The sequence below is a fragment of the Paenibacillus sp. J22P143 genome, assembly GCF_059692035.1.
This window is the reverse complement of record NZ_JCAUAQ010000047.1, coordinates 1-21,275: the sequence shown is the minus strand read 5'-3', so window position 1 is coordinate 21,275 and position 21,275 is coordinate 1. Positions and strand designations below refer to the sequence as shown.

The window sequence follows — 21,275 nt, the reverse complement described above, 5'->3', positions numbered from 1 at the left end:
CACTGGTTTTTTTGGTATCTACCGATATGTAATTATTCCGATATCCATTACTGGTTTTGTCGTCGTAGGTATCTGGCAGTTTACCAGTGTCTGGAACGAATTTTTATTTGCGGTGACGTTGACGACCCAAAAACAGCAGCCCATTATGGTAGCGCTGCAAAACCTCTCAGGAAGTCAAATTGTACAATGGAACGTCCAAATGGCCGGTGCTTTGCTGGCTGCATTGCCAACATTGCTGGTATATATTTTCTTGAGTCGTTACTTTGTTAAAGGGATCATGGCCGGATCGATTAAAGGTTGAAAAACGGCGCGACCATAAGAGGAGTATTTGTCATTTCCCGCATCGTTTCGAGGTGAAGTTAACGGTCTCTTTTATTTACTATATGAGGTTCCGAGTGTTTTGGAGCCAAGCTATGATCAGTGCAGGTAAAGTATAAAGACATATAAATCGCAAACTACTACGAACATATACCTTAACCCCAACATACAAGCAACTTATATGCTGGGGTTAAGGTTTGTTTAAATGCAATTTCAACGTTGAAATTCATGCCTTCTACATAAGTAGGGGGTGACCGGGAAGTTGCTGCCAATGCTGGCTCCGTTAAATTCCAAGTCTTCCTGGATGATGTGGAAGTCACATCCGCTATGACTAACGTTCTTACCAGGAATTCAGCAGAAGTCGCGATAAAAGTAGATATTACCGGCGCGAAGAAGGCAAAGCTTGTCACTAACGATAGCGGGAATGTCAACGGTTCCGATCACAGCGATTGGTGCGACGCCAAATTTGTATATCCAGCCGAGCTTCTGACGAAATTTAAAACGCTTACATTAACGAGTAGCAAGTCGTGGTTGAATATGAATGAAAAACGTGCAACTTCAGGCAGCAGGAAAGCTGTATAATGGCATGGCTGCTGAGCTAGGAAGTTTTATTACCTACACCAGCAGTAATGAAAAACGTTGCCAGAGTAAGTTCTGCAGGCTCCGTAACGGCGGTCGCAGATGGTATTGCCCAAATTACGGCGACAGCTACATCCGGCATTGTAACAAAAACCGCGGTTGTAACTTTGACGGCATAGTAGACATTGTAGACCTTGCCATTGTAGCTAAAACGATTTTGAAATAAAACTTTGATCCATTTGAAGATCGAGTTGGTTTCTGCTCACTGTCGATTTAGGCCATATTCCGTGCAATCTAACTTAAAGTATTCCCCAAGTGCTTTTTAAACATTTTGTAAAGTTCATTTTTTGTGACAATTGTACATGTTTTTAGGATACTCAATGTAGAGCAGAAAATTTAATATAAACTCATCAGAATTGCTAACACTAATATATCCGTGATTAAAAAATTATTTATCATTCTGCACCGTTGGTCACAAAATGAAAGTGCTTTATTTCTAGTATACTATTTTTTTAAAAAATTTTGGGGGATATTCCCTTTTTTATGGTGTCTTGAAAAACCAAACTCAATCAAACTTATGAAGTATCACATTCATTTTTTAGAGAAAAGTTAATATTTTGTTGTTCCTTTTGTTAGGAGGGGGAACTAAAATTGGGCTATATTGATGTGTAGAAAGTAAGAAAAGTATGTATGATTTCGTCGAACCGTGCGATCTTCCAGTAAAATATCACCGAATATTATCAAATAGTCATAATTACTAAAAGGGGACTGTGAATATGCCATCTACCTATACTCGAGTCAGTATTCACGTCGCTACGGCAATCTGCTTCCTCCTTGTCGTCTTCGTTATTATAAACAAAGGCGCGCTGCTGCTTCCCTTTGTGACTACCGAACAAATACAATCTTTCAAAACCATTTTCATCAGTATTATATTGGAAGCTATTCCTTTCGTGTTGCTTGGTGTATTGCTGTCCGCATTACTGCAAAGTTTTGTTTCCGAGCAAACGATCCGTCGCTGGATTCCTTCCAACCCATTTATAGCCATTATCTTCGCCTGCTTATTGGGCATTCTTTTTCCAGTATGCGAATGTGGCATGATTCCCGTGGTCAGAAGACTGATTTTGAAGGGCATGCCCGTATATGTCGCAGTCGTATTTATCCTTACGGGTCCCATCATCAATCCGATTGTGTTCTCCGCCACGTATTTGGCCTTTCGTAATCACCCTGCCATGGCTTATTCACGTATGGGGCTTGCTTTTGCTGCCGCTGCTGTCATCGGAATGCTGTTGTACAAGTTCCTGAAAAGTAATCCTCTGCGCAACAAGCATGGACATTTATCAGAGCATGCATCAGGGGAAGGACATCAACATCAAGGCAATAAATTTACAACTCTTTTTGTCCATGCATCGGACGAGTTTTTTGAAATGGGCAAGTTTCTTGTCTTCGGCTCCCTGTTGACCGCTGTCATCCAAATTTTTATGCATCGTGAAAGTTTGGTCGCCGTCGGACAAGGTCCAATAAGCTCGCATTTATTTATGATGGGCTTCGCCTTCGTGCTGTCCTTATGCTCAACTTCAGACGCTTTTGTCGCTTCATCCTTTCAGTCAACTTTCACCTCGTCGTCCTTGCTGACATTTCTGGTGATAGGTCCAATGCTGGATTTCAAAAGCACTTTAATGCTGCTCTCCGTATTTAAAACAAGATTCGTACTCGTCTTGTCTATGTTGATTGCGATTACCGTGCTGACGGGATCGCTGCTTTGGGAGGTTCTTTCATGACGGGAAATCGATTACTGAGCTTGCATTCTTTGCTGCGTACGATTATTTTGCTTGGATTTTCGTCCTATATCGTATTTTTGACCAAAACGGACGCACTCCAGTATTACTTAGCTCCACGGATGATGATTTACGTCAAAGTAGCTGCTGTTGCTTTATATGTCATTGCCTGTTTTCAAGGCTACTCGGCAATTCGTACCTACGGTGGCAAACAGGTTGCCTGCGACTGTGAACAACCTATTTCTCAATCTGCTGTTCGAAGTACATTGTCGTACGGTTTGCTGATTCTCCCTTTGCTTGTCGGCTTTTGTCTTCCGAATGCCGTATTAGGCAGCGCTATGGCTTCGGCGAAAGGGATGAATCTCTCAACTGCGAAGCAGGAGCGGCCCAAGAGCAACACGAGCTCAGTCAAAAGCCACGCGGCACTCCCAGAAGCATCAGGTACTGCCAAAACTGATGCAGAGATCGAGCAAATGTTCAACGATGAGTGGGAAAGGGTATCATCCCAGATCGGGATGAATTTGTATAAAAAAGATCTGATCGTTGTCAAACCGTCCCTGTACAAAGAAATTCTCTCGTCGATCGATTTGTTCAAAAATAATTTCATTGGAAAGAAAATCGAAATCAGCGGTTTTGTTTACCGAGAAGAGAACATGAAAACCACTGAGTTTGTCGTAGGACGTTTTGTCATAAACTGTTGCTCCTCGGACGCCATGCCATATGGGGCCATGATCGATTTTCCGGAAGCTCATAACTACTCCAAAGATACGTGGGTCAAAGTCACAGGCACAATCCAAAGTGGCAGTTACAACGGCAAAGATATCTTCATGATAAAGGCTGACCAGATTGAGAAAATTGCAATCCCGGAAACGCCTTATCTTCACGCCAATTACGATCCACTTAAGGAACTTGACTAAACAAAAAGGGGGAGCGTTATGAAGCTGCGTTCACTCTTGTCCTTGATGATTATCTTTTTGTGCATGGGCTAGCGGTGTTTTTCTCATTGTATGGAGGAGAAGCATAGTGTTTCGAGTTTTTTACAGTAGGAAAACGTCTGATTTAACGGGATAATTATCACACTGAGGTTTCTCGCCCTGATCGTTATGTGGGTTCATGATCTCAATAGATGGATGTGATAAAAAGTGAAAAGCACGGAAGTGACAAAAAAATCGGGCACTACCGGGAAGGTATTAGAAAAACTTTCATCGTCTATGCGATTATACCAGTGATCACGGCTTTGCTAACCGTCAATCCTTGCGTTTCAGAGAATACAAGTATTTTTGTAATGTGTTCAAAAAATATACAGGGACAAATCCGACAAATTTTATGAAGCCCGGTAAACGGGGAGCAGCTAAAGCAAGCAGCAAGAAAAAAATTGAAAAAGAACAAATAATTAAAGTAAAGTAGTAGTTTGAAGCTCGTGAGGGGGTTGGCGCCTTTCATGGGCTTTTTTGGATATCCGATAAAATCTCATTTTTTAGTGAAAAAATAGAAGTGAACACATCCTTAAAGTAACAGCTGAAGAATATTGTGTCGCGAAATGAATCGTTCATTTCCTAGGCATAGCGAAAATGTAAGTTAAGTAAAATAAAAAGTGAAAAAGAATTCAATTTTTACTAGTGTTTTAAGGTGTGTACCTATTAGTAACGACCATCACTGCAAGGATAGTGCTAATCTTAACCAAATATTTACTTGCGATGTAAGTAACTAAATGTTAAAATTTTCATGTAAGTTAAGTTAAATAACTAGCAAAATCAGTTCAATTTTACTTATTTGAAACTGATGGAAAGGTTGCATCATGTCGACAATGAAGGATGTTGCCCGTGAAGCGAACTACTCTATTGCCACAGTATCGCGTGTTCTTAACAACGACAATACGCTTTCTGTCTCAGAGGAGACTCGCACCCGAATACTCAACACTGCTGAACAACTTCAATATAAACCGCTAAGAAAAAAAAGGACAACCTCAACTCGGGTCGTCGAAGCACAGAAACCGCGAATCGGCGTTGTAATGTGCTCCACAACAGAGTGGGGGTATGAGGATCCTTATTTTCTTTCCATACGCCAAGGCGTGGAGATGCAACTCGCAGAGTTGGGTTTGGTGGTTTCAAGTATAGTTCAGTTTGGTTTCCACCCTATCGATTTGGAATTGGATGGCCTGGACGGACTTATTGTGATCGGCAAAGTGAATACGGAGGAATTGGTAAAGTATTTTACGCAAACAGATCGAATTGTCTATGTTGACTTATCACCGGATGAAGAAGTTTACGATTCTGTCGTTTCCGATTTTGTGACGTCAGTCGAGAAAGTGTTGAATCATTTGCTGAGTCTCGGATATAAGGATATCGGCTTTATAAGCGGACCACAGCGAAAAGAGAAGGAAATCCGTCTGAAAACTTATGAATATTTCATGAAGGAGCATGGGATTTTCAAGCCGGAAAATGTGTTAGTTTCTGATTGGACAATTTCGTCAGCCTATCAGTTGATGAAGGAAGTGATCGAACGGGGCAATCTCCCTGAAGCATTCTTCATCGCCAACGATCCAATGGCGATAGGCGCGCTGAAGGCTCTGCAAGAAGCGGGCATCTCTGTGCCTGACCAAATGGCGATCGTTGGCTTTGATGACATTGAGATAGCTTCCTTTGTCAGCACACCTCTAACTACGGTCAAGGTTTACACGGAACAAATGGGACGTTCTGCTGTGAACTTGATTATTGAGAGGATCAGGGGCCGGTCGGTTCCGGTTAAAACAGTTATTCCTACACGGCTGGTCATTCGGGAAAGCTGCGGAGGAAAGAAGATAAATTAAACGACGTAGCCAATGAAAGGGGGAATGCCATCGTCTAACAGTGGACTAAAGACTAAAGGATTGTTACAAGGGGTTACAACGGCAAAATGATGGCATTAGGAATTCCATTCATAAAAAAAAGACTCCACGAGGGAGCCTAAGTAAAAAACAAACAGCAAAATCATTATAAGCCATAACCCAGCCAACAATCAAATTTGACTGTGTTTTAATCAATCATTGAATAATTGGAGGGTGTAAAACGTGAAAACGATGAAAACGGTTTCTTTGAAAAGTATGGCAACACCAGTAATGATGACCTTTCTTATTGGGGCTCTAGTATTGACAGGTTGCAGTAAGAGTGCTTCCGGCACGGATAAGGCTTCCGCAACTCCAGCCGAGTCGGCGAAACCTGCAACCGAAAAGAAAGGCGCGCTTACTGTTTATTCAACTGCTCCAGATAAAGCAACGCAAGATGTTTATAAGAAAGTTGCGGATGATTATAAAAAGCTGAACCCGAACGTAAGCATCGAATTTCAGTTCCCTGGAAAAGACTACGAAAACATATTGAAAATGAAAATGGCAGCCAACGATCTGCCAGATCTTTTCGATACGCACGGCTGGGCTCAATCCCGTTACGGCAAATATTTGGCAGACTTGTCCAAAGAGCCTTGGGCTGGCAATATCTCCGATGCCATGAAGCCTATTGTTACAGATAAAGCAGGCAAAGTATATGTGCTTCCTCTTAATGCGGCGAAAGACGGCATCACATACAACAAAGAAATTCTCGAGAAATATAAAATCGAAGTTCCAAAGACTATCGACGAATTGATCGCTTCCGCTGAAAAAATCAAAAAAGAGAGCAATGGCGACATCACTCCGTTCTTCTTCTCGGCTACCGATGCAGATTCATTGGCTCAATTTTTTGATCAATTTGCAACTTCACTGCTCATCAGTCCTAAGAACAACAGTGTGGATGCTCTGTTGAACGGTTCTTTTGATTGGTCCAAGTGGACATTTCTGCCTACAAAATTCAAAGAAATGTTTGACAAGAAATTAATGCCTGTCGATATTTTTACAATTCGCAAAACAGATAGATCGCAACTGTTTGCACAAGGAAAAGTTGCCTACTTGATCGGCGGATCTAGCTTCGTTAAAGACACTTTGAAAATCAACCCGAATCTGAAATTTGGTATTATGCCTTTGCCTGCCATTGAACCGGGAGATGAGCCGACCTTCTCAGGCGGCGAACGTACGACTCTTGGCGTATGGAAAGACAGTAAAAACTTGGATACGGCAAAAGATTTTCTCAACTTTTTTGCTAAACCGGAATATTTGATAGCGGTGGCTGAAGCATCTGGTGCGCCTGCAGGCATGAACGGCTTCAAGCCGGATCTCGGAATTTTAACCGATTCTTATGAAAAGTACAAAGATATCCGTGTATTCCCTTATTTTGACCGTCTTTATTTGCCTAGCGGTATGTGGGAAGTGATGCAAACCACTTCTACAGAACTGATTTCCGGTAAATTAACGCCTGCCGCCTACTCGGACAAGATGAAGTCGGAAGTCGCGCGTCTGAAAGCGCAGCAAAAATAATTCGGATTTTCCATAAAATATAGAATGTGGGGGGGGCTGAAAGCCCCCCCCGTACATATTAAGGAAGGAGCACCCTTCATGTCACATAGGAATTCTATAAGTCGGCTTAATCTCATGTATGTCCCGGCCTTGATTTTGTTTATTCTGTTTATTTTTTATCCATTCGCACAGGGTCTCAAGATTTCATTTACGAATTGGGATGGGTTTTCACAGTCGTACACATGGATTGGTTTGGATAATTACAAACGTATGCTCGTTGATCCCAATCTTGGTGTCGTTATTCGAAATACGTTTATTTATGGGGTTGGCAGCACCTTGTTTCAAAACGCTATCGGACTGCTTTATGCTATATTGCTGAATCAGAGCATCAAGACAAAAGGAATTACGAGAACGATCGTGTACTTGCCGGTTATTATCAGTCCGCTGATTATGGGATACATTTGGTATTTCTTTTTTCAATATAGAGGTGGCGCTCTGAATGATATTATCTTGCTTTTCTCCGATCAACCTGTCAATTTACTCGGCAATCCCAGTCTGAACGTTTGGATTATTATGTTAGTGAATACGATTCAGTATGTCGGTGTGGCGATGATCATTTATTTGGCGGGTCTGCAATCGATACCGAAAGATTATTTGGAAGCTTCTTCCATTGACGGAGCCTCCATCTTGCAAAGATTTTTTCATATTACGCTGCCATTGCTCGCGCCTTCAATCACCATCAATGTCGTCTTGAATCTGATCGGCGGACTTAAGCTGTTTGACGTTATTATGGCGCTCACTAGTGGCGGACCTGGCTATGCATCCCAATCGTTGTCCACCTTGATGTATAAAACCTACTTTGGCCTTCAAGATGCCGGGTACGCGGCTGCGATAGGCAATTTGATGTTTGTTATTATTACAATAGTCAGCATTACGGCATTGGCTTATCTTCGCAGAAAGGAGATAAACGCATGAAAAAGAATAACTTGTCAGCATATTTGATATCGATACTCATCAGTTTATTTCATGTGCTTCCGTTTTATTTGCTTGTAACGACTGCTTTCAAACCGGTTACCGATTTGAGTTCCAAATGGCTTTTTTCCAAAAAAATTGATTTGAGCAACTTTGTAGATTCATGGGAAATGGCGAACCTGGAAAGAGCATTTACGAACACTTCCATTATTACGGTGTGCTCTCTGCTGTTTATTGTGCTGATTGGGGCTTTAGCCTCCTATCCGCTTGCGCGCTTTCAGACGAAGCTCAACAAGTTTTTCTATTCGTTGTTTATTTCGGCGCTGATTATTCCGCCGTTAACGATACTAGTACCTTTATATCAATTATTCATCGACATTCACGCTATGAATTCTTATTGGGGAGTCATCCTCCTGCATGTAACTTTTCACCTGCCCGTAACGATCTTTTTATATACAGGATTCATCGGTACGATCCCACGGGAATTGGATGAGGCGGCGCTCATGGATGGAATGAGCAGATTTGCTTTGTTTTTTAAGATCATTTTACCTTTGTTGAAACCGGTTACGGCTACCGTTCTCATCATGTCTGGCGTGGCCGTGTGGAACGATTATCAATTCTCGGTCTTTTTTCTGCAACGCAATGAGTTCCATACGATTACGGTTGCTCTAGCCTCTTTCTTTAGTACCAATAGTAACAATGTTGGCTGGGTGGCCGCTGGCTCATTGGTTGGCGCTTTGCCGTTAACGTTACTCTACTTGTTTTTGCAGCGATATTTCATTGCCGGTCTCTCTTCCGGAGCGGTTAAAGGCTAGTGGGGCACATCATTTAGGAGGACATCGTAATGCCGATTGTTTACAATGAACAGCAACAAACATTTCATTTAAAAACCAAACATACAAGCTATATCATAGAGATTGTAAAAGAAGGTTATGTGGCGCATAGATATTGGGGGAAAGCCGTGAGGCATTTTAACGATTCAAACCCGTTGGTATTCATGGATCGAGGCTTTTCGCCGAATCCTGCTCATCATGACCGAACGTTTTCACTAGACCATCTTCAACAGGAGTATCCTGCTTATGGAAATACCGATTTCCGTACACCCGCTTATCAGGTTCGGCTTACCAATGGAAGCACGATCTCGGATTTACGGTATGAGTCTCATCTCATATGCAAGGGCAAGCCGTCCCTGGACGGTTTACCGATGACTTACGTCGAAAATGAGCTTGAGGCTGAGACTTTGGAAATTAAGCTCAAAGATTCTCTACTGAACCTGACCGTTTATTTATCATACTCAGTTTTTGAAGCATACAATGCGATTACTCGTTCTGTTCGTTTTGTTAACGAAGGAACGGAATCTCTTCGATTGCTAAGTGCGGCCAGCGCGAGTGTGGATTTTGCGGATTCTGATTATGAGCTGCTGCAATTGTCAGGGGGATGGTCGAATGAGCGCAATGTGCTAAAAAGAAAGTTGGTCATGGGCATACAAGCCGTCGACAGCAAACGCGGAGCAAGCAGTCATCAGCAGAACCCATTTGTCGCTCTGATGCGAAACGGTTCCACTGAAGATCACGGGGAGGTATATGGATTTAATTTGGTCTACAGTGGTAATTTTCTAGCGAATGTAGAAGTGGATCAATATCAAACAACGCGAGTTACTCTAGGCTTGAATCCCTTTGATTTTTCCTGGCTGCTGCAGCCCTGTGAAAGCTTCCAGACGCCTGAAGCAGTCATGGTATACTCCGATGAAGGACTTGGGGGCATGTCCAGGACGTTTCACGATCTATATCGAAACCGGCTCTGTCGCGGAACCTTCCGGGATCAACTAAGACCTGTTCTTGTAAACAACTGGGAAGCCACGTATTTCGATTTTAATGCGGATACAATCGAAAATATAGCGCGTAAGGGCAAGGAACTCGGCATTGAACTATTTGTTCTCGATGACGGTTGGTTCGGCAAACGAGACAACGGCAGGAGTTCTCTGGGCGATTGGTTCGTTTATCAAGACAAGTTGCCTTGCGGCCTGTCGGACTTAGCCACTCGCATTACCGATATGGGAATGAAATTTGGCCTTTGGTTCGAGCCTGAGATGATCTCGGAGGACAGCGATTTGTACCGGAATCATCCAGATTGGTGCCTGCATGTCCCTAATCGCCCACGTTCTACTGGAAGGAATCAATTGATCCTGGATTTATCTAGGAAGGAAGTCACCGAGTGCATGATTGGAATGATTTCCGATATTTTGAGCAGCGCCCCTATTACCTATGTGAAATGGGATATGAATCGTCATATGACAGAAATCGGTTCGGCGGCGTTGCCTCCGGAAAGACAGCGGGAGACCGCGCATCGGTATATGCTGGGCTTGTATAGCATGATGGAAACCATTACATCCCGCTTTCCTGATGTATTATTTGAAAGCTGCTCCGGCGGCGGCGGACGGTTCGACCCGGGCATTCTTTATTACATGCCGCAAACTTGGACCAGTGACAACACGGATGCCGTAAGCCGGCTTAAAATTCAGTACGGGACATCGATGATTTACCCGGCCATTTCAATAGGAGCTCATGTATCCGCTGTGCCTAATCATCAGGTTAACCGAATCACATCACTAGAAATGAGAGGGAATGTCGCTATTTCTGGAAATTTTGGCTATGAACTGGACTTAACGAAGTTTACAGAAGAGGAAGAACTCTTGGCTAAACAACAAATCGCTTCCTATAAGGAAGTTCGTCATTTAATTCAATTCGGAGACTTTTACCGTTTGCTGAGTCCCTTCGAAGGTAATGAGACGGCGTGGATGTTTGTGTCCAAGGACAAATCAGAAGCCTGGGTCAGCTACTTTAAAGCGTTGGCTGAGCCGAATGCTCCACTCCGTTCGATTCGCTTAAAGGGACTTGATTCTGAGAGCGACTATACGATTGTTGGCGGGGAGCAGCAATTCGGAGGAGACGAGTTGATGAACGCCGGAATCCGTGTGCCGACAGCGCTCCTTCGGGGAGACTTCCAAAGCGCGGTTTGGAGAATCCGTAGAATAGAAGGTTAATTCGGTTTACAACGCTTGTCTTTGTCCATATTGCTTAATGTTATTCATTATTGGACTCATTTAAGTCAGCACACGGTTTACTCCTGATATTCACATGGACTACGAGGGGGGAAGTCAATGATGCTTAGCGTAGACATTCACTTATTAATCAAATTGGGGATTTCAGCGATATTCGGATTAATTATCGGACTAGAAAGAGAAGTTCGGAATAAACCGCTTGGGCTAAAAACATCTCTGGTCATTTGCTTAAGCAGTTGCTTGCTGACGATCGTGTCTATTGAATCGGCCAATAAGTTTGCGGTAGCAGGCTTGCACGTCATGGACCCGATGCGTCTTGCGGCGCAGGTTGTAAGCGGGATCGGCTTTCTGGGGGCCGGCGTTATACTCCGAAAACACAATGATGTTATTATCGGACTGACGACCGCCGCCATGATTTGGGGAGCCGCCGGACTCGGCATTGCCATTGGGGCTGGATTTTACGTGGAGGCCTTTTTCGGACTTGTGCTGATTATGATGAGTGTCGTAGCGTTGCCTTACGTCATTAAGAAGGTCGGTCCGAAGCCGTTACTTATGAAAGATCTCCGCGTCAGACTCATCATCTCGCATGATGCGGATCTTACGACAATTATAAAGAAGATTATCGCCAAGGGCTACAAAATGCAAAGCGTTCACATCAAAGAGCTGAACTGCGAGCACCATGAACTGAATTTCATCGTGTTCATCGATCGCAAATACGCTTCTGAAGTGTACGATGAACTGAAAAGCATGACATATATCGAGATCGTTGAAGTCGAGACGCTATAAACAAGGAACAGCAAGTGTGTGTTGTCATAATTAGGGCTTGCTGAACGAACCTTAAACCCAGTAATAACCTGGGTTTAAGGCACTTCATGTCGGATATATATGCATCCTGTCTCAATTCGAGTTGTGTTAGGTGTGCTTATCATTCCAAGTTGCTAAAGTTCGTGGTGGGACAATTATTGGAAGCCTTTACAAAACGTTTACAAAAGCTCTCTCTAATAAAACGTATATGTAAGCTATGTATTTTACTTCGAGAGTTTTGAATTATTGAGGGGGGGGTGAGAACAAGTTCAAGCGTTACAAATACAAAAGATATCGAAAAATCCGAAGATAGGAGGCAATTGCTCTAGTAGCATTTAGAGCAAAAAAAAGAATTTGAACAAGCTAGCGAATGGTTAATTTTAACCGTATTAAGTTCACTGGTTTCCGAGGTGTTATTTAATTAATTAGGGAGGTACAACGAATGACTTTCATTAAAAAGTTCCAAAAATCATTTCTATCACTACTCCTGATAACCATAGCTTTGCTAGGCAGTACTGGCCTTGTTGCTGTGCTTTTTCAAGGAAAAAGCTCTGCGGAAGGGGCAGATGGCTCTTCGACAGGCCCACTCATGAGTTTTATGTCCATATCTGACATACATGTCACTACAGGGAATCTTCCTAAGGCGTTGCAAGACTCTGTTGCTAACAATGTGGATGCGATCACCGTGGTCGGAGACCTTACCAATTATCAAACGGAAAATGAATATGACACTGTCATGAATGCGATGAACGCAACACCGCATGCTCCTGTCTTTTATGCAATTGGCAACCACGAGTATGACTATGAAGCTAATATGAGCATATCCGCGAATAGGTTTGTAAATAAGACAAAAATGCCAGGCTTGTATTATGACAAGTGGGTCAAAGGTTACCATTTTATTATTTTAGGAGCAGATATTAAACCGGCAAGTATTTCCGATACGCAGTTGAGTTGGTTGGATAGCAAGATGGCTGAAAATGCCGACCCAAGCAAGCCAATCTTTCTTTTCTTTCATCAGCCTTTTGATAACTCAATTCAAGCTATAGCAACACAGAAACTTAAAGAAGTTCTGGCGAAATATCCGCAAAGTATTCTTGTAAACGGGCATAACCATGACGATATTAAAACAGAAGGCCTTTTATACAGCAATGAATACTCAAATCTACGAGATGGAGCTATTGTAACAAATGGGGGTCAGGGACTCATATTTAATGTCTATAAGGACAAGGTTAGCATTACGGGCAAAGAATTTGCTACGAATTCAATAGTATGGAACGGCACTATACAACTGAAACCGAATACAACCGGTGAGTACGAAGCCGAAGAAGGTTCATTCAGTTACGCACCCCAAAGCGATGATGTCAATGCGTCTGGCGGCAAGGTTGTAAATATGAACGATGCCAATGGAAGATCATTTATTGAAATGCTCAAGGTTAACGGGGGAGCTTCAGGCGGCAAAAAAATATTGAAAATGCGCTATGCGACCATTGCGACGAATGCGGTAAGGGGATTATATGTAAATGGATACAAAGTACAGGATCTTAACTTACCGACTACCGGAGGAATGAGTTCCTATAACGATTTGTCGATAGCTATTGAATTGATGCCAGGTTATAACAAGCTAGCCATAAAAAGCGGTGGCAATAAAGCAAGCGTGAATGTGGATAAACTCCAAATTATCGATGAAGTTGCTTCTAGCACGATGTGGGGATTCAACAACAATGGCAATGACAGTATCCCGAATGGGATTGGTGCAACCTTGAAGGGAAGCGCAGCTTATGATACGACCAATAAAATGGAAGGTTCAGCTTCACTCAGCCTGAATGGCGCTGACGGCAATTATGCTAGCGCAGGCCTTGTATCGACCAAAACAGATGACGTAACGCTATCAGCTTGGGTGAAATGGATTGGCGCAACTTCGGGATCGCAGCAGATCTTGACGAATGGCGATGGCCTTACCAACGGCTATTCCATCGTTCTGGACCATAGCCAAGGCGATAAGGTGTCCATTGCCGTAGACGGACAGACGATTCTGGGATCGCAGACCGCTTTGACTGCGGGACAATGGACCAATGTCACTGCGGCAAGAAGAAACGGCGTCTGGGAGCTATATGTGGGTGGCAACAACGCACCTGTAGCCAATAATACGGCAGCTCCTTCTACGCCTACAACGGGGACGTTGATAGGTGCAGACAGCAGCGGCAAACAGGTCTTCAATGGACGTATTGATGCTGTTAGGGTCTACAATCAAGCTTTGTCTACCGATCAGATAAAGGCGATTGCCAATGAGACTTCTGACGCTAAGTTGGAAAGCATCACAATTACAAAGCTGCCAACAAAGCTGAGATATGCGTTAGGTGAAAGATTTAATGCCAGCGGCATGACCGTTGTTGGCACCTACAGCGATGGTTCTACACGGAATGTAACCGTAAATGGAGACAACATAACAGGCTATCGGTGCATAGTTCCAGAAATAGGTCAGACGTTAACGGTTACAGTGGGTGGGAAGACGGCTACTTTTACTATAGATATATTTACCTTTAGTGGTACAGTATCAGTGCCTGGATTGATAGAAGCCGCAAGCTATTCAGCAAAGCATGACTATGTACAAGTGCTTGACGGACTGTATGCAAATTATCTAACTCTAGACACTTGGATGGACTTCTCAGTGAATGTACAGAGTACAGGAAATTACCGTGCAGATTTCGCAACAGCTTCATATGATGGTAATGGAGCATTTGATTTTATTGTTGATGGTGTTTTTCAGAAGTCAATATCTAGGCCGAATACAGGTGACTGGGGAAATTTTAAGATAAATACAGATAACGTATTTTTAACCGAAGGCCCCCATACGATAAGGATTAGAATTAACCGAGACAGATTGAACTTTCGTTCGCTTGAGTTGACAAAGCTTATAGACAAAAATCTAGTCAGCGTCACAGCGCCTGCAGAAAAAATAGTGACCATCGGAACGGCGAAGACAGCGGCAGATCTTGGATTGCCAGGTAAAGTATCGCTTGTAACCGATTCCGGAAATGTGGATGCCAGTGTAACTTGGGATTTAAGCAGCGTTAACTATGATCCAATGATTAAGACGGTGCAAACCTTCACGGTACCAGGAACCGTAACCCTGCCTGTTGGGGTTGTAAATCCGAACAATGTGCCTTTGACAACAAGCATTAGTGTAACTGCTAGTAAGATCCCTTCATCCCAAATGACGGCAACGGCGACAGGTCAGGAAACGGTTAGGGAAAATGACGCAGCCTCCATGGCGATTGACGGAAAACCAGCAACGTTCTGGCATACGAAGTGGGATAAATCCGATGTTCTCCCCCAATCGATTACCTTAAACCTTGGAGGAACCTACAATATCAATAAAGTCATATATTTACCAAGGCCAGGAGGCGGCAACGGAAATATTACAGGCTATAACGTGTATGTAAGTACGGACGGTGTATCCTTTACTAAGGTCGCAAATGGAAATTGGTCAAATGACGCTACGGAGAAAATAGCAACGTTTGCTACGTCCAACGCCTCCTATGTCAAGCTCGAAGCAACAGCGGGCGTTGGCGGATATGCATCGGCTGCGGAGATCGGTGTAGTTGTGGCACCATCGGTCGTGCCGAATCTCCTGAGCATTACAGCGCCGGCAGCCATCACAGGAGTGGTGAGCGGTACAGTGAAGACTGCGGCAGCTCTTGGGTTACCTTTAACTGTTGAACTGTTAACCGATAAGGGAAGCGTGAATGCCAATGTGGCATGGAAGATAGACGATTCAAGCTATGATCCGGCTGTACGGACGCAGCAAACATTCAACGTTAGTGGAGATGTAGCTCTGCCTGCAGGCGTGGTAAATCCAAATAACGTAGCTTTGGCAACAAGCGTCAGCGTGATTGTGCTGGCGGCACCAGCAACACCAATGTCTACATTGACAGGTGTACAGCAGGTACTTTCTGGCCAAACCTTCACTCTGACAATGGGACTAAGCGGCGTTACGCAAAGCGTATATCAGCAAGTGTACGCGCAAGATTTCACACTGTCTTATGACCCTGCAAATGTGCAATTCGATTCGGTGACATCCCTGAAAGACGGGTTCCAAGTCATCGATAAAAAGGAGACAGCTCCGGGACAACTCCGGATTGTGGTTGCAAGCGCGGGCGCGAACGTGCCTGCTCAAGGCGATATGCTCGTAATCCAATTTAAGGCCAAATCTGTCACCCAGGCAACGACTATCACTGTAGATCATGTGAAGATTGCCAATGGACAGGGGAATGAATTGCAGGTTGCCGGTGCTTCCCGCGAGATACAGATAACTGTACCTAGTACACCTGTAGATAAGTCGATCTTGAACGGGGCGATTACAAGCGCTCAGGCGAAGTACGCCGCAGCCGTGGAAGGAAATGATAACGGACTGTATGTGATTGGCTCCAAAGCTTTATTGCAGTCGGCTATTGATACGGCCAGGGCAATAGCGAATAATTCAAACGCGACGCAACAGCAGGTGGATAATGCGAAAGCTGCATTGGAAGCAGCCGTTCAATCGTTTGAAAGCAAGTTAATAACTGCAGATTTCAATGGAAATGGTGTCTCAATTGGAGACTTGGCTTTAGTTGCAGCCTCTTACGGTAAAGAACAAGGTCAAGCGGGCTGGAATGAGAAAGCGGATGTCAACCATGATGGCAAAGTAGACATTTTAGACCTTGCTATTGTAGCTAGAGCGATTTTGCAATAAAACAAGTTTAATTGTAGGTAAGTAGAATCTCATAGTCGCTATACAGTACCTGTTACGAAAAGTACTGTATAGCGACTATTTTTGTTTCAAAACATTTGATTATTTAGGGCTTGCTGAACAAACAAAAAATCCTTAATCTACAAGGGCTTCAAAGCATTTTCGTCGAATTTATCTGCAAGGAAAACACAGGAAATCGGTAAAAAACCTTGCAGACGGAGTGAGAGAAAATGTTCGTGCAGAATCGAGATATGGCGGATTTGTTGAAAGAATTCTATTTGCCTTTTGGTGGGAGACTGAATCCAACGAATCGCTGGGTACAGCTCTCTGCCATCATCCCGTGGGACAAAGTTGAAGAGAAGTACGTGAAGTCCCTTCAATCCTTGCACATTGGGCAGAAGGCGTATACGGCTCGTATCGCCCTGGGTTCACTCATTATCAAGGAACGGCTTGGTCTTAGTGATCGTGAAACCACGTTGCAAATTCAGGAGAACCCCTATTTGCAGTTCTTCTTAGGCTATGAAGCCTACGTGGATGAGGAACCATTTCACCACTCCTTGCTGACTCACTTCCGGCAACGCCTTGGTTTAGAAATCATTACTGAGGTCAACGACTGGATTGCGCGCAGGCCGCACTGCAAGCAGAGCGAGAAGCCAAGGAAAAACAAGAAGATTCTCATAAAGATCGTGACGATGATGACGACAGCGCCGGCGGCTCTCAGGTAACACTTGAAATGGGCAAAGCGTTTACCGTGCCTGAGGAGGAACCAGATCCTTCCAAGAAACCCCGAGCAGTTATGAAGATGCTGTCTGTTCTTCCATTGCCAGTTGCAGCTACACCAGCAGTGAAAGTCATGAATAAGGGTACACTCATGCTTGATGCAACGTGCGCTCCAGCAGTCATCAAGTACCCGACAGACCTGGGGCTGCTTAACCATGCTCGCGAAATACTGGAAGGCATCATCGACGTGCTGCATGCCCCTCATGTTGGAGCCATGGAAAAACCACGCACTTATCGGGTGAAGGCTCGCAGAGCGTTTCTCAGCGTGTCCAAACAGCGCAGAGCCTCTGGGAAAACGATTCGCCGAGCGATCCGTAAGCAATTGAGTTACGTGGGTCGAGATCTGCGCATCATTGAAAAGCTCATTCAGCATACGCCACTGACTGCATTGAGCAAACGACAGTATCGCCAACTTCTAATCATCTCGGAGCTCTATCGTCAACAGCGGGAGATGGCAGATAAGAAGACCCACATTGTTGCTGATCGCATCGTCAGCATCGAACAGCCGCATGTGCGTCCTATCGTTCGCGGCAAAGCGGGAGCGAACGTAGAGTTCGGTGCTAAGATTGCTGTGAGCCTGGTCGAAGGCTACGCATGGATGGAAACCGCCCAGTGGGACAGCTTCAATGAAGCAACAACACTACAAGCATCGGTAGAGGCATACAAGCAGCGCTTTGGATATTACCCTGAGGTCATCCTCGCGGACAAGATCTACCGCAATCGCGAGAACTTGAACTACTGCAAAGAACATGACATTCGCCTCAGTGGTCCTAAGCTCGGAAGACCCTCGAAAGATCAGAATGAAGCCGTGGATCGTAAGCAAGAACGAGAGGACGCAGCTGGGCGTAATGCCATTGAAGAAAGTTCGGAGAAGGAAAACGCAAATTAGGACTCGGACGCATCCGCGCACGCGGTGCCGATACCGGCCTAACTGTCATCGCCCTCCAGTTTCTGGTCATGAACCTGGAGCGGCGATTGCGGGTTCTCTTTTTGCTTTTTTTCAGATTTGTACAGTTTTTTACTATCCGTTGGGCCTAGGCTGAATGAAATCTTGTTCAGCAAGCCCTATTTAATAAAACTGAATGTTGAATGTATTGACTTTGGACATGTGACGATGGAAGTGTATTGGAAATATATAAAATAAATACATAAAAAGTATATTTTAAATATTAAGGAAAACAATACATATAATATTCGCATTTTTTTGAGAATTGTATATATTTTTAGGATACTTATTAAACAACAAATAATTTATTATTAGATCAGCAAAGTTTCTCACACTGCGATTAATAAACTTCAACGTCATTATGAAGGGAAAAGCGTAAAACGAACCCGAACCATCATTGGCAGATTAGGGGGGACATATGATCGAACAAGCTATAGGAGACTTGGAAAGTACCGCTAGGATTGCCCTTTGGAATATTATAAATATCGAAAAAGTTCTTTTTAAATCCTTCAAGAGGCACTTAAAGAATTCGGTATTTTAAATCTAACCACACCATGTTGTACGAAAGGGAGAATTCCTACGATGATAAAAAAAATACACGCATTCGGTCTGATGGTTATTTTAACAATGATTTTACTTCCATCACTCGGTGTACAAGCAAACTCAGGACCGGACTTTTTTCTTTCCATCTCGGATGACAGCATATCGGCAGGCGATAATTTTCAAGTAACGGTGAGTGGAAAGCAAGTAAGTGACTTGTACGCATATGAAGTTAGTTTATCTTTTGATACAAGCCTTTTGGAGTGTATCAGTGGTTCTAGTGACAGTAAAGGCTTTGCAGTGGGACCCATTGTGAAAGGGAACAAAGTTCTAATTGCGAATTCGCAATTAGGAAATGCTTCAGACAAGAACGGGAATGTGACACTGTCAACACTGACATTTAAAGCGAAAAATCAAGGATCGGCTGAAATTAAACTAGACAGTGTGAAACTGGTGAATTCGAAGTTAGAGTCTAATGTTGTTTCTGGCAATTATAAGGTTTCGGCTATTATAACCAAAATGATCCCGACTAATGCGAATGGCGTGTTAAATAGCGACATTATTTCTGTAAAAGACTTCATTCAAACTATTAAGACTAAGGTAGCGGAGTCCAATATATCGAACACGAAAATTGAATTGACTGACATTAAAGGACACTGGGCCGAAAAGACCATAGGTATGTTCGTGAAACTGCGTATTATCGATGGATATGAGGATGGATCTTTCCATCCGGATGGCAACATTACACGAGCCGAGTTTACTGCAATCATCACGCGTGTATTTGATATCAGCAGCCGTGGTAATCATTTCGTTGTACTGAACGATCTAGACAGTCACTGGGCTAGTGGCGTTATTCAGAAACTCACTAGTGCAGGAGTGATTGTCGGATACGAAGACGGAACCTTTAGGCCCGACCAAACGATCAGTCGAGAGCAAATGGTCATCATTTTATCCCGTGTTATCAACTTGAGTAATCTGAATAAGGATGCTTCCAAGGGTAACTTTGCAGATTTGGAAAGCGCAAGCTCCAATGCAGTTGAGCAAATCAAAGATGCGGCAGAAGCTGGCCTCATTAGTGGCAAGAACGATGGCATTTTTGATCCGCATGGCAACTCCACACGTTCGGAAGCTCTTACGGTCATTCTGAATGCATTGAACCTTGACCCACAGTTGAAAACACTACTTAACAGCTTGGACTAATCCTCCTTTCATCACTAGGCAGATCTGAGGGGACTCCAAGTGGGAAATGGAGGGCTAATCCTATGAAATTTTGCCTATATGATAACAAATATGAACAGGTTATTCTGATAAAAAACAATATACGATCAGCTATTAGTTATAAGAGGGAATGCAAAATGTCCAGCGATGTTTCTGTACTTCCCATCCTGACAAAAGATGAGTATTTGTCTTTTCCCGCTTCGTTTCGAAGAGAAGTTAACGGTCTCTCTTATTTACTATATGAGGTTCCCGGTGTTTTAGAGGCAAGGTATGATCAAGTTATTGTTCGGGATCGACATCGCCTCCAGTCCCAGGATCGAAATGAAAATAGATAAAAACATGTGAATCGCAAATTTCTACGAACATAAACTTTAGCCCCGACATAAAAGCTACCTTTATGTAGGGGTTAAGGTATGTTTTTGTACAATTTCAACAGTGAATTGGCAGGTCTTGATTACACACCCATAGGTGATGTTTCTAAAGGGTTTGCATATTATCTTTTGGAGTTATTGTAAATGTTGAAAGTTCACTTTTTGCGATAATTATGCATATTTTAGGATATTCAATTTACAATCGAAAAATTAATATTAGATCATTAGCATTTTTTGCACTTCGAATTATTTCAATTAGAAAGCGCTTTCGAATATGACTGGCGGTGTTTATGAGGCGCAAGTAACGCCGCAAAATGCGAACGGTGAGTAGAGTTCATATTCAGATACGCATCTACTTCTCCAACTGTTTACGCTTTTTTAGGATACTACTTTTAAGTCACAGGGCGACATTTCTAAAAGTTTCTTGTACAAAAACAGCTTTTCTTGGCGTAAACTGAATATAAGGAATTCATCCTTTCATCTCTATTTGTCGGTGTAGTAACCAAACATTTCGAGATTTTGGGGAGGTATTCCTTTTTTTGATGTCTTAAAAAAACCAAGCTAAATAAGGCTTTTGAATTATTAAATTCATTTTTTACAGTAAACTTTATTTTTTGTTGTTTCTTTTGTTAGATCTTAAAACTAAAATTGGGCTATATCGATGTGTAGTAAAGAATAAAAAGATGTACGATTTCGTCGAACCGTGGAACTTCTATGGTGCTACAAGATGTCAAGACAGTTATTTTAATATAGTTAAGGTGTGAAATGATTCACAATGTTCAGTGGGTAATGAGACGTGAATGTTCTAGTGCTTTGCCTGAG

Annotated in this window: 11 protein-coding genes and 3 pseudogenes; all 14 read left to right on the top strand. The window is 43.2% G+C overall.

Annotated elements, in window-relative coordinates:
* A pseudogene (locus tag AC58PQ_RS28890) lies at window positions 1-301 on the top strand (carbohydrate ABC transporter permease); the annotation flags it as partial.
* Between the two features lie 272 nt (window positions 302-573).
* Window positions 574-900, top strand: a pseudogene (locus AC58PQ_RS28885) (NPCBM/NEW2 domain-containing protein); the annotation flags it as partial.
* A complete protein-coding gene (locus AC58PQ_RS28880; protein WP_497247734.1) occupies window positions 860-1,123 on the top strand; it encodes a hypothetical protein in 264 nt (87 codons plus the stop codon). The pseudogene AC58PQ_RS28885 and the gene AC58PQ_RS28880, both read left to right, overlap by 41 nt.
* 550 nt (window positions 1,124-1,673) lie before the next feature.
* Window positions 1,674-2,675, top strand: coding sequence for a permease (locus AC58PQ_RS28875; RefSeq protein ID WP_497247732.1), 1,002 nt, complete (start codon window positions 1,674-1,676; stop codon window positions 2,673-2,675).
* Entirely contained in the window at window positions 2,672-3,589 is a 918-nt protein-coding gene (locus AC58PQ_RS28870; RefSeq protein WP_497247730.1) for a TIGR03943 family putative permease subunit, read from the top strand. Before AC58PQ_RS28875 ends, AC58PQ_RS28870 begins: the two co-directional genes overlap by 4 nt.
* Before the next feature lie 881 nt (window positions 3,590-4,470).
* Entirely contained in the window at window positions 4,471-5,481 is a 1,011-nt protein-coding gene (locus AC58PQ_RS28865; protein WP_497247728.1) for a LacI family DNA-binding transcriptional regulator, read from the top strand.
* A gap of 249 nt (window positions 5,482-5,730) precedes the next feature.
* Window positions 5,731-7,053 (top strand): ABC transporter substrate-binding protein, encoded by a 1,323-nt coding sequence (locus tag AC58PQ_RS28860; protein WP_497247736.1) that lies wholly within the window; start codon window positions 5,731-5,733, stop codon window positions 7,051-7,053.
* A gap of 78 nt (window positions 7,054-7,131) precedes the next feature.
* Window positions 7,132-8,007 carry a carbohydrate ABC transporter permease gene (locus AC58PQ_RS28855; RefSeq protein ID WP_497247726.1) on the top strand — a complete coding sequence of 292 codons (876 nt, stop codon included), beginning with the start codon at window positions 7,132-7,134 and terminating at the stop codon, window positions 8,005-8,007.
* On the top strand, window positions 8,004-8,819 hold the full coding sequence (locus AC58PQ_RS28850; protein WP_497247724.1) for a carbohydrate ABC transporter permease: 816 nt from the start codon (window positions 8,004-8,006) through the stop codon (window positions 8,817-8,819). Before AC58PQ_RS28855 ends, AC58PQ_RS28850 begins: the two co-directional genes overlap by 4 nt.
* Window positions 8,820-8,848: 29 nt before the next feature.
* Window positions 8,849-11,047, top strand: coding sequence for an alpha-galactosidase (locus tag AC58PQ_RS28845; protein ID WP_497247722.1), 2,199 nt, complete (start codon window positions 8,849-8,851; stop codon window positions 11,045-11,047).
* Window positions 11,048-11,164: 117 nt separating this feature from the next.
* Window positions 11,165-11,851, top strand: a complete 687-nt coding sequence (locus AC58PQ_RS28840) for an MgtC/SapB family protein (protein ID WP_497247720.1) — start codon at window positions 11,165-11,167, stop codon at window positions 11,849-11,851.
* A gap of 460 nt (window positions 11,852-12,311) precedes the next feature.
* Complete coding sequence (locus AC58PQ_RS28835; RefSeq protein ID WP_497247718.1) at window positions 12,312-16,601, top strand: discoidin domain-containing protein; 4,290 nt, start codon at window positions 12,312-12,314, stop codon at window positions 16,599-16,601.
* Window positions 16,602-16,828: 227 nt separating this feature from the next.
* A pseudogene (locus AC58PQ_RS28830) lies at window positions 16,829-18,416 on the top strand (IS5 family transposase).
* Between the two features lie 490 nt (window positions 18,417-18,906).
* Window positions 18,907-20,064 carry an S-layer homology domain-containing protein gene (locus AC58PQ_RS28825; RefSeq protein WP_497247716.1) on the top strand — a complete coding sequence of 386 codons (1,158 nt, stop codon included), beginning with the start codon at window positions 18,907-18,909 and terminating at the stop codon, window positions 20,062-20,064.
* The last annotated feature ends 1,211 nt before the right edge of the window (window positions 20,065-21,275 follow it).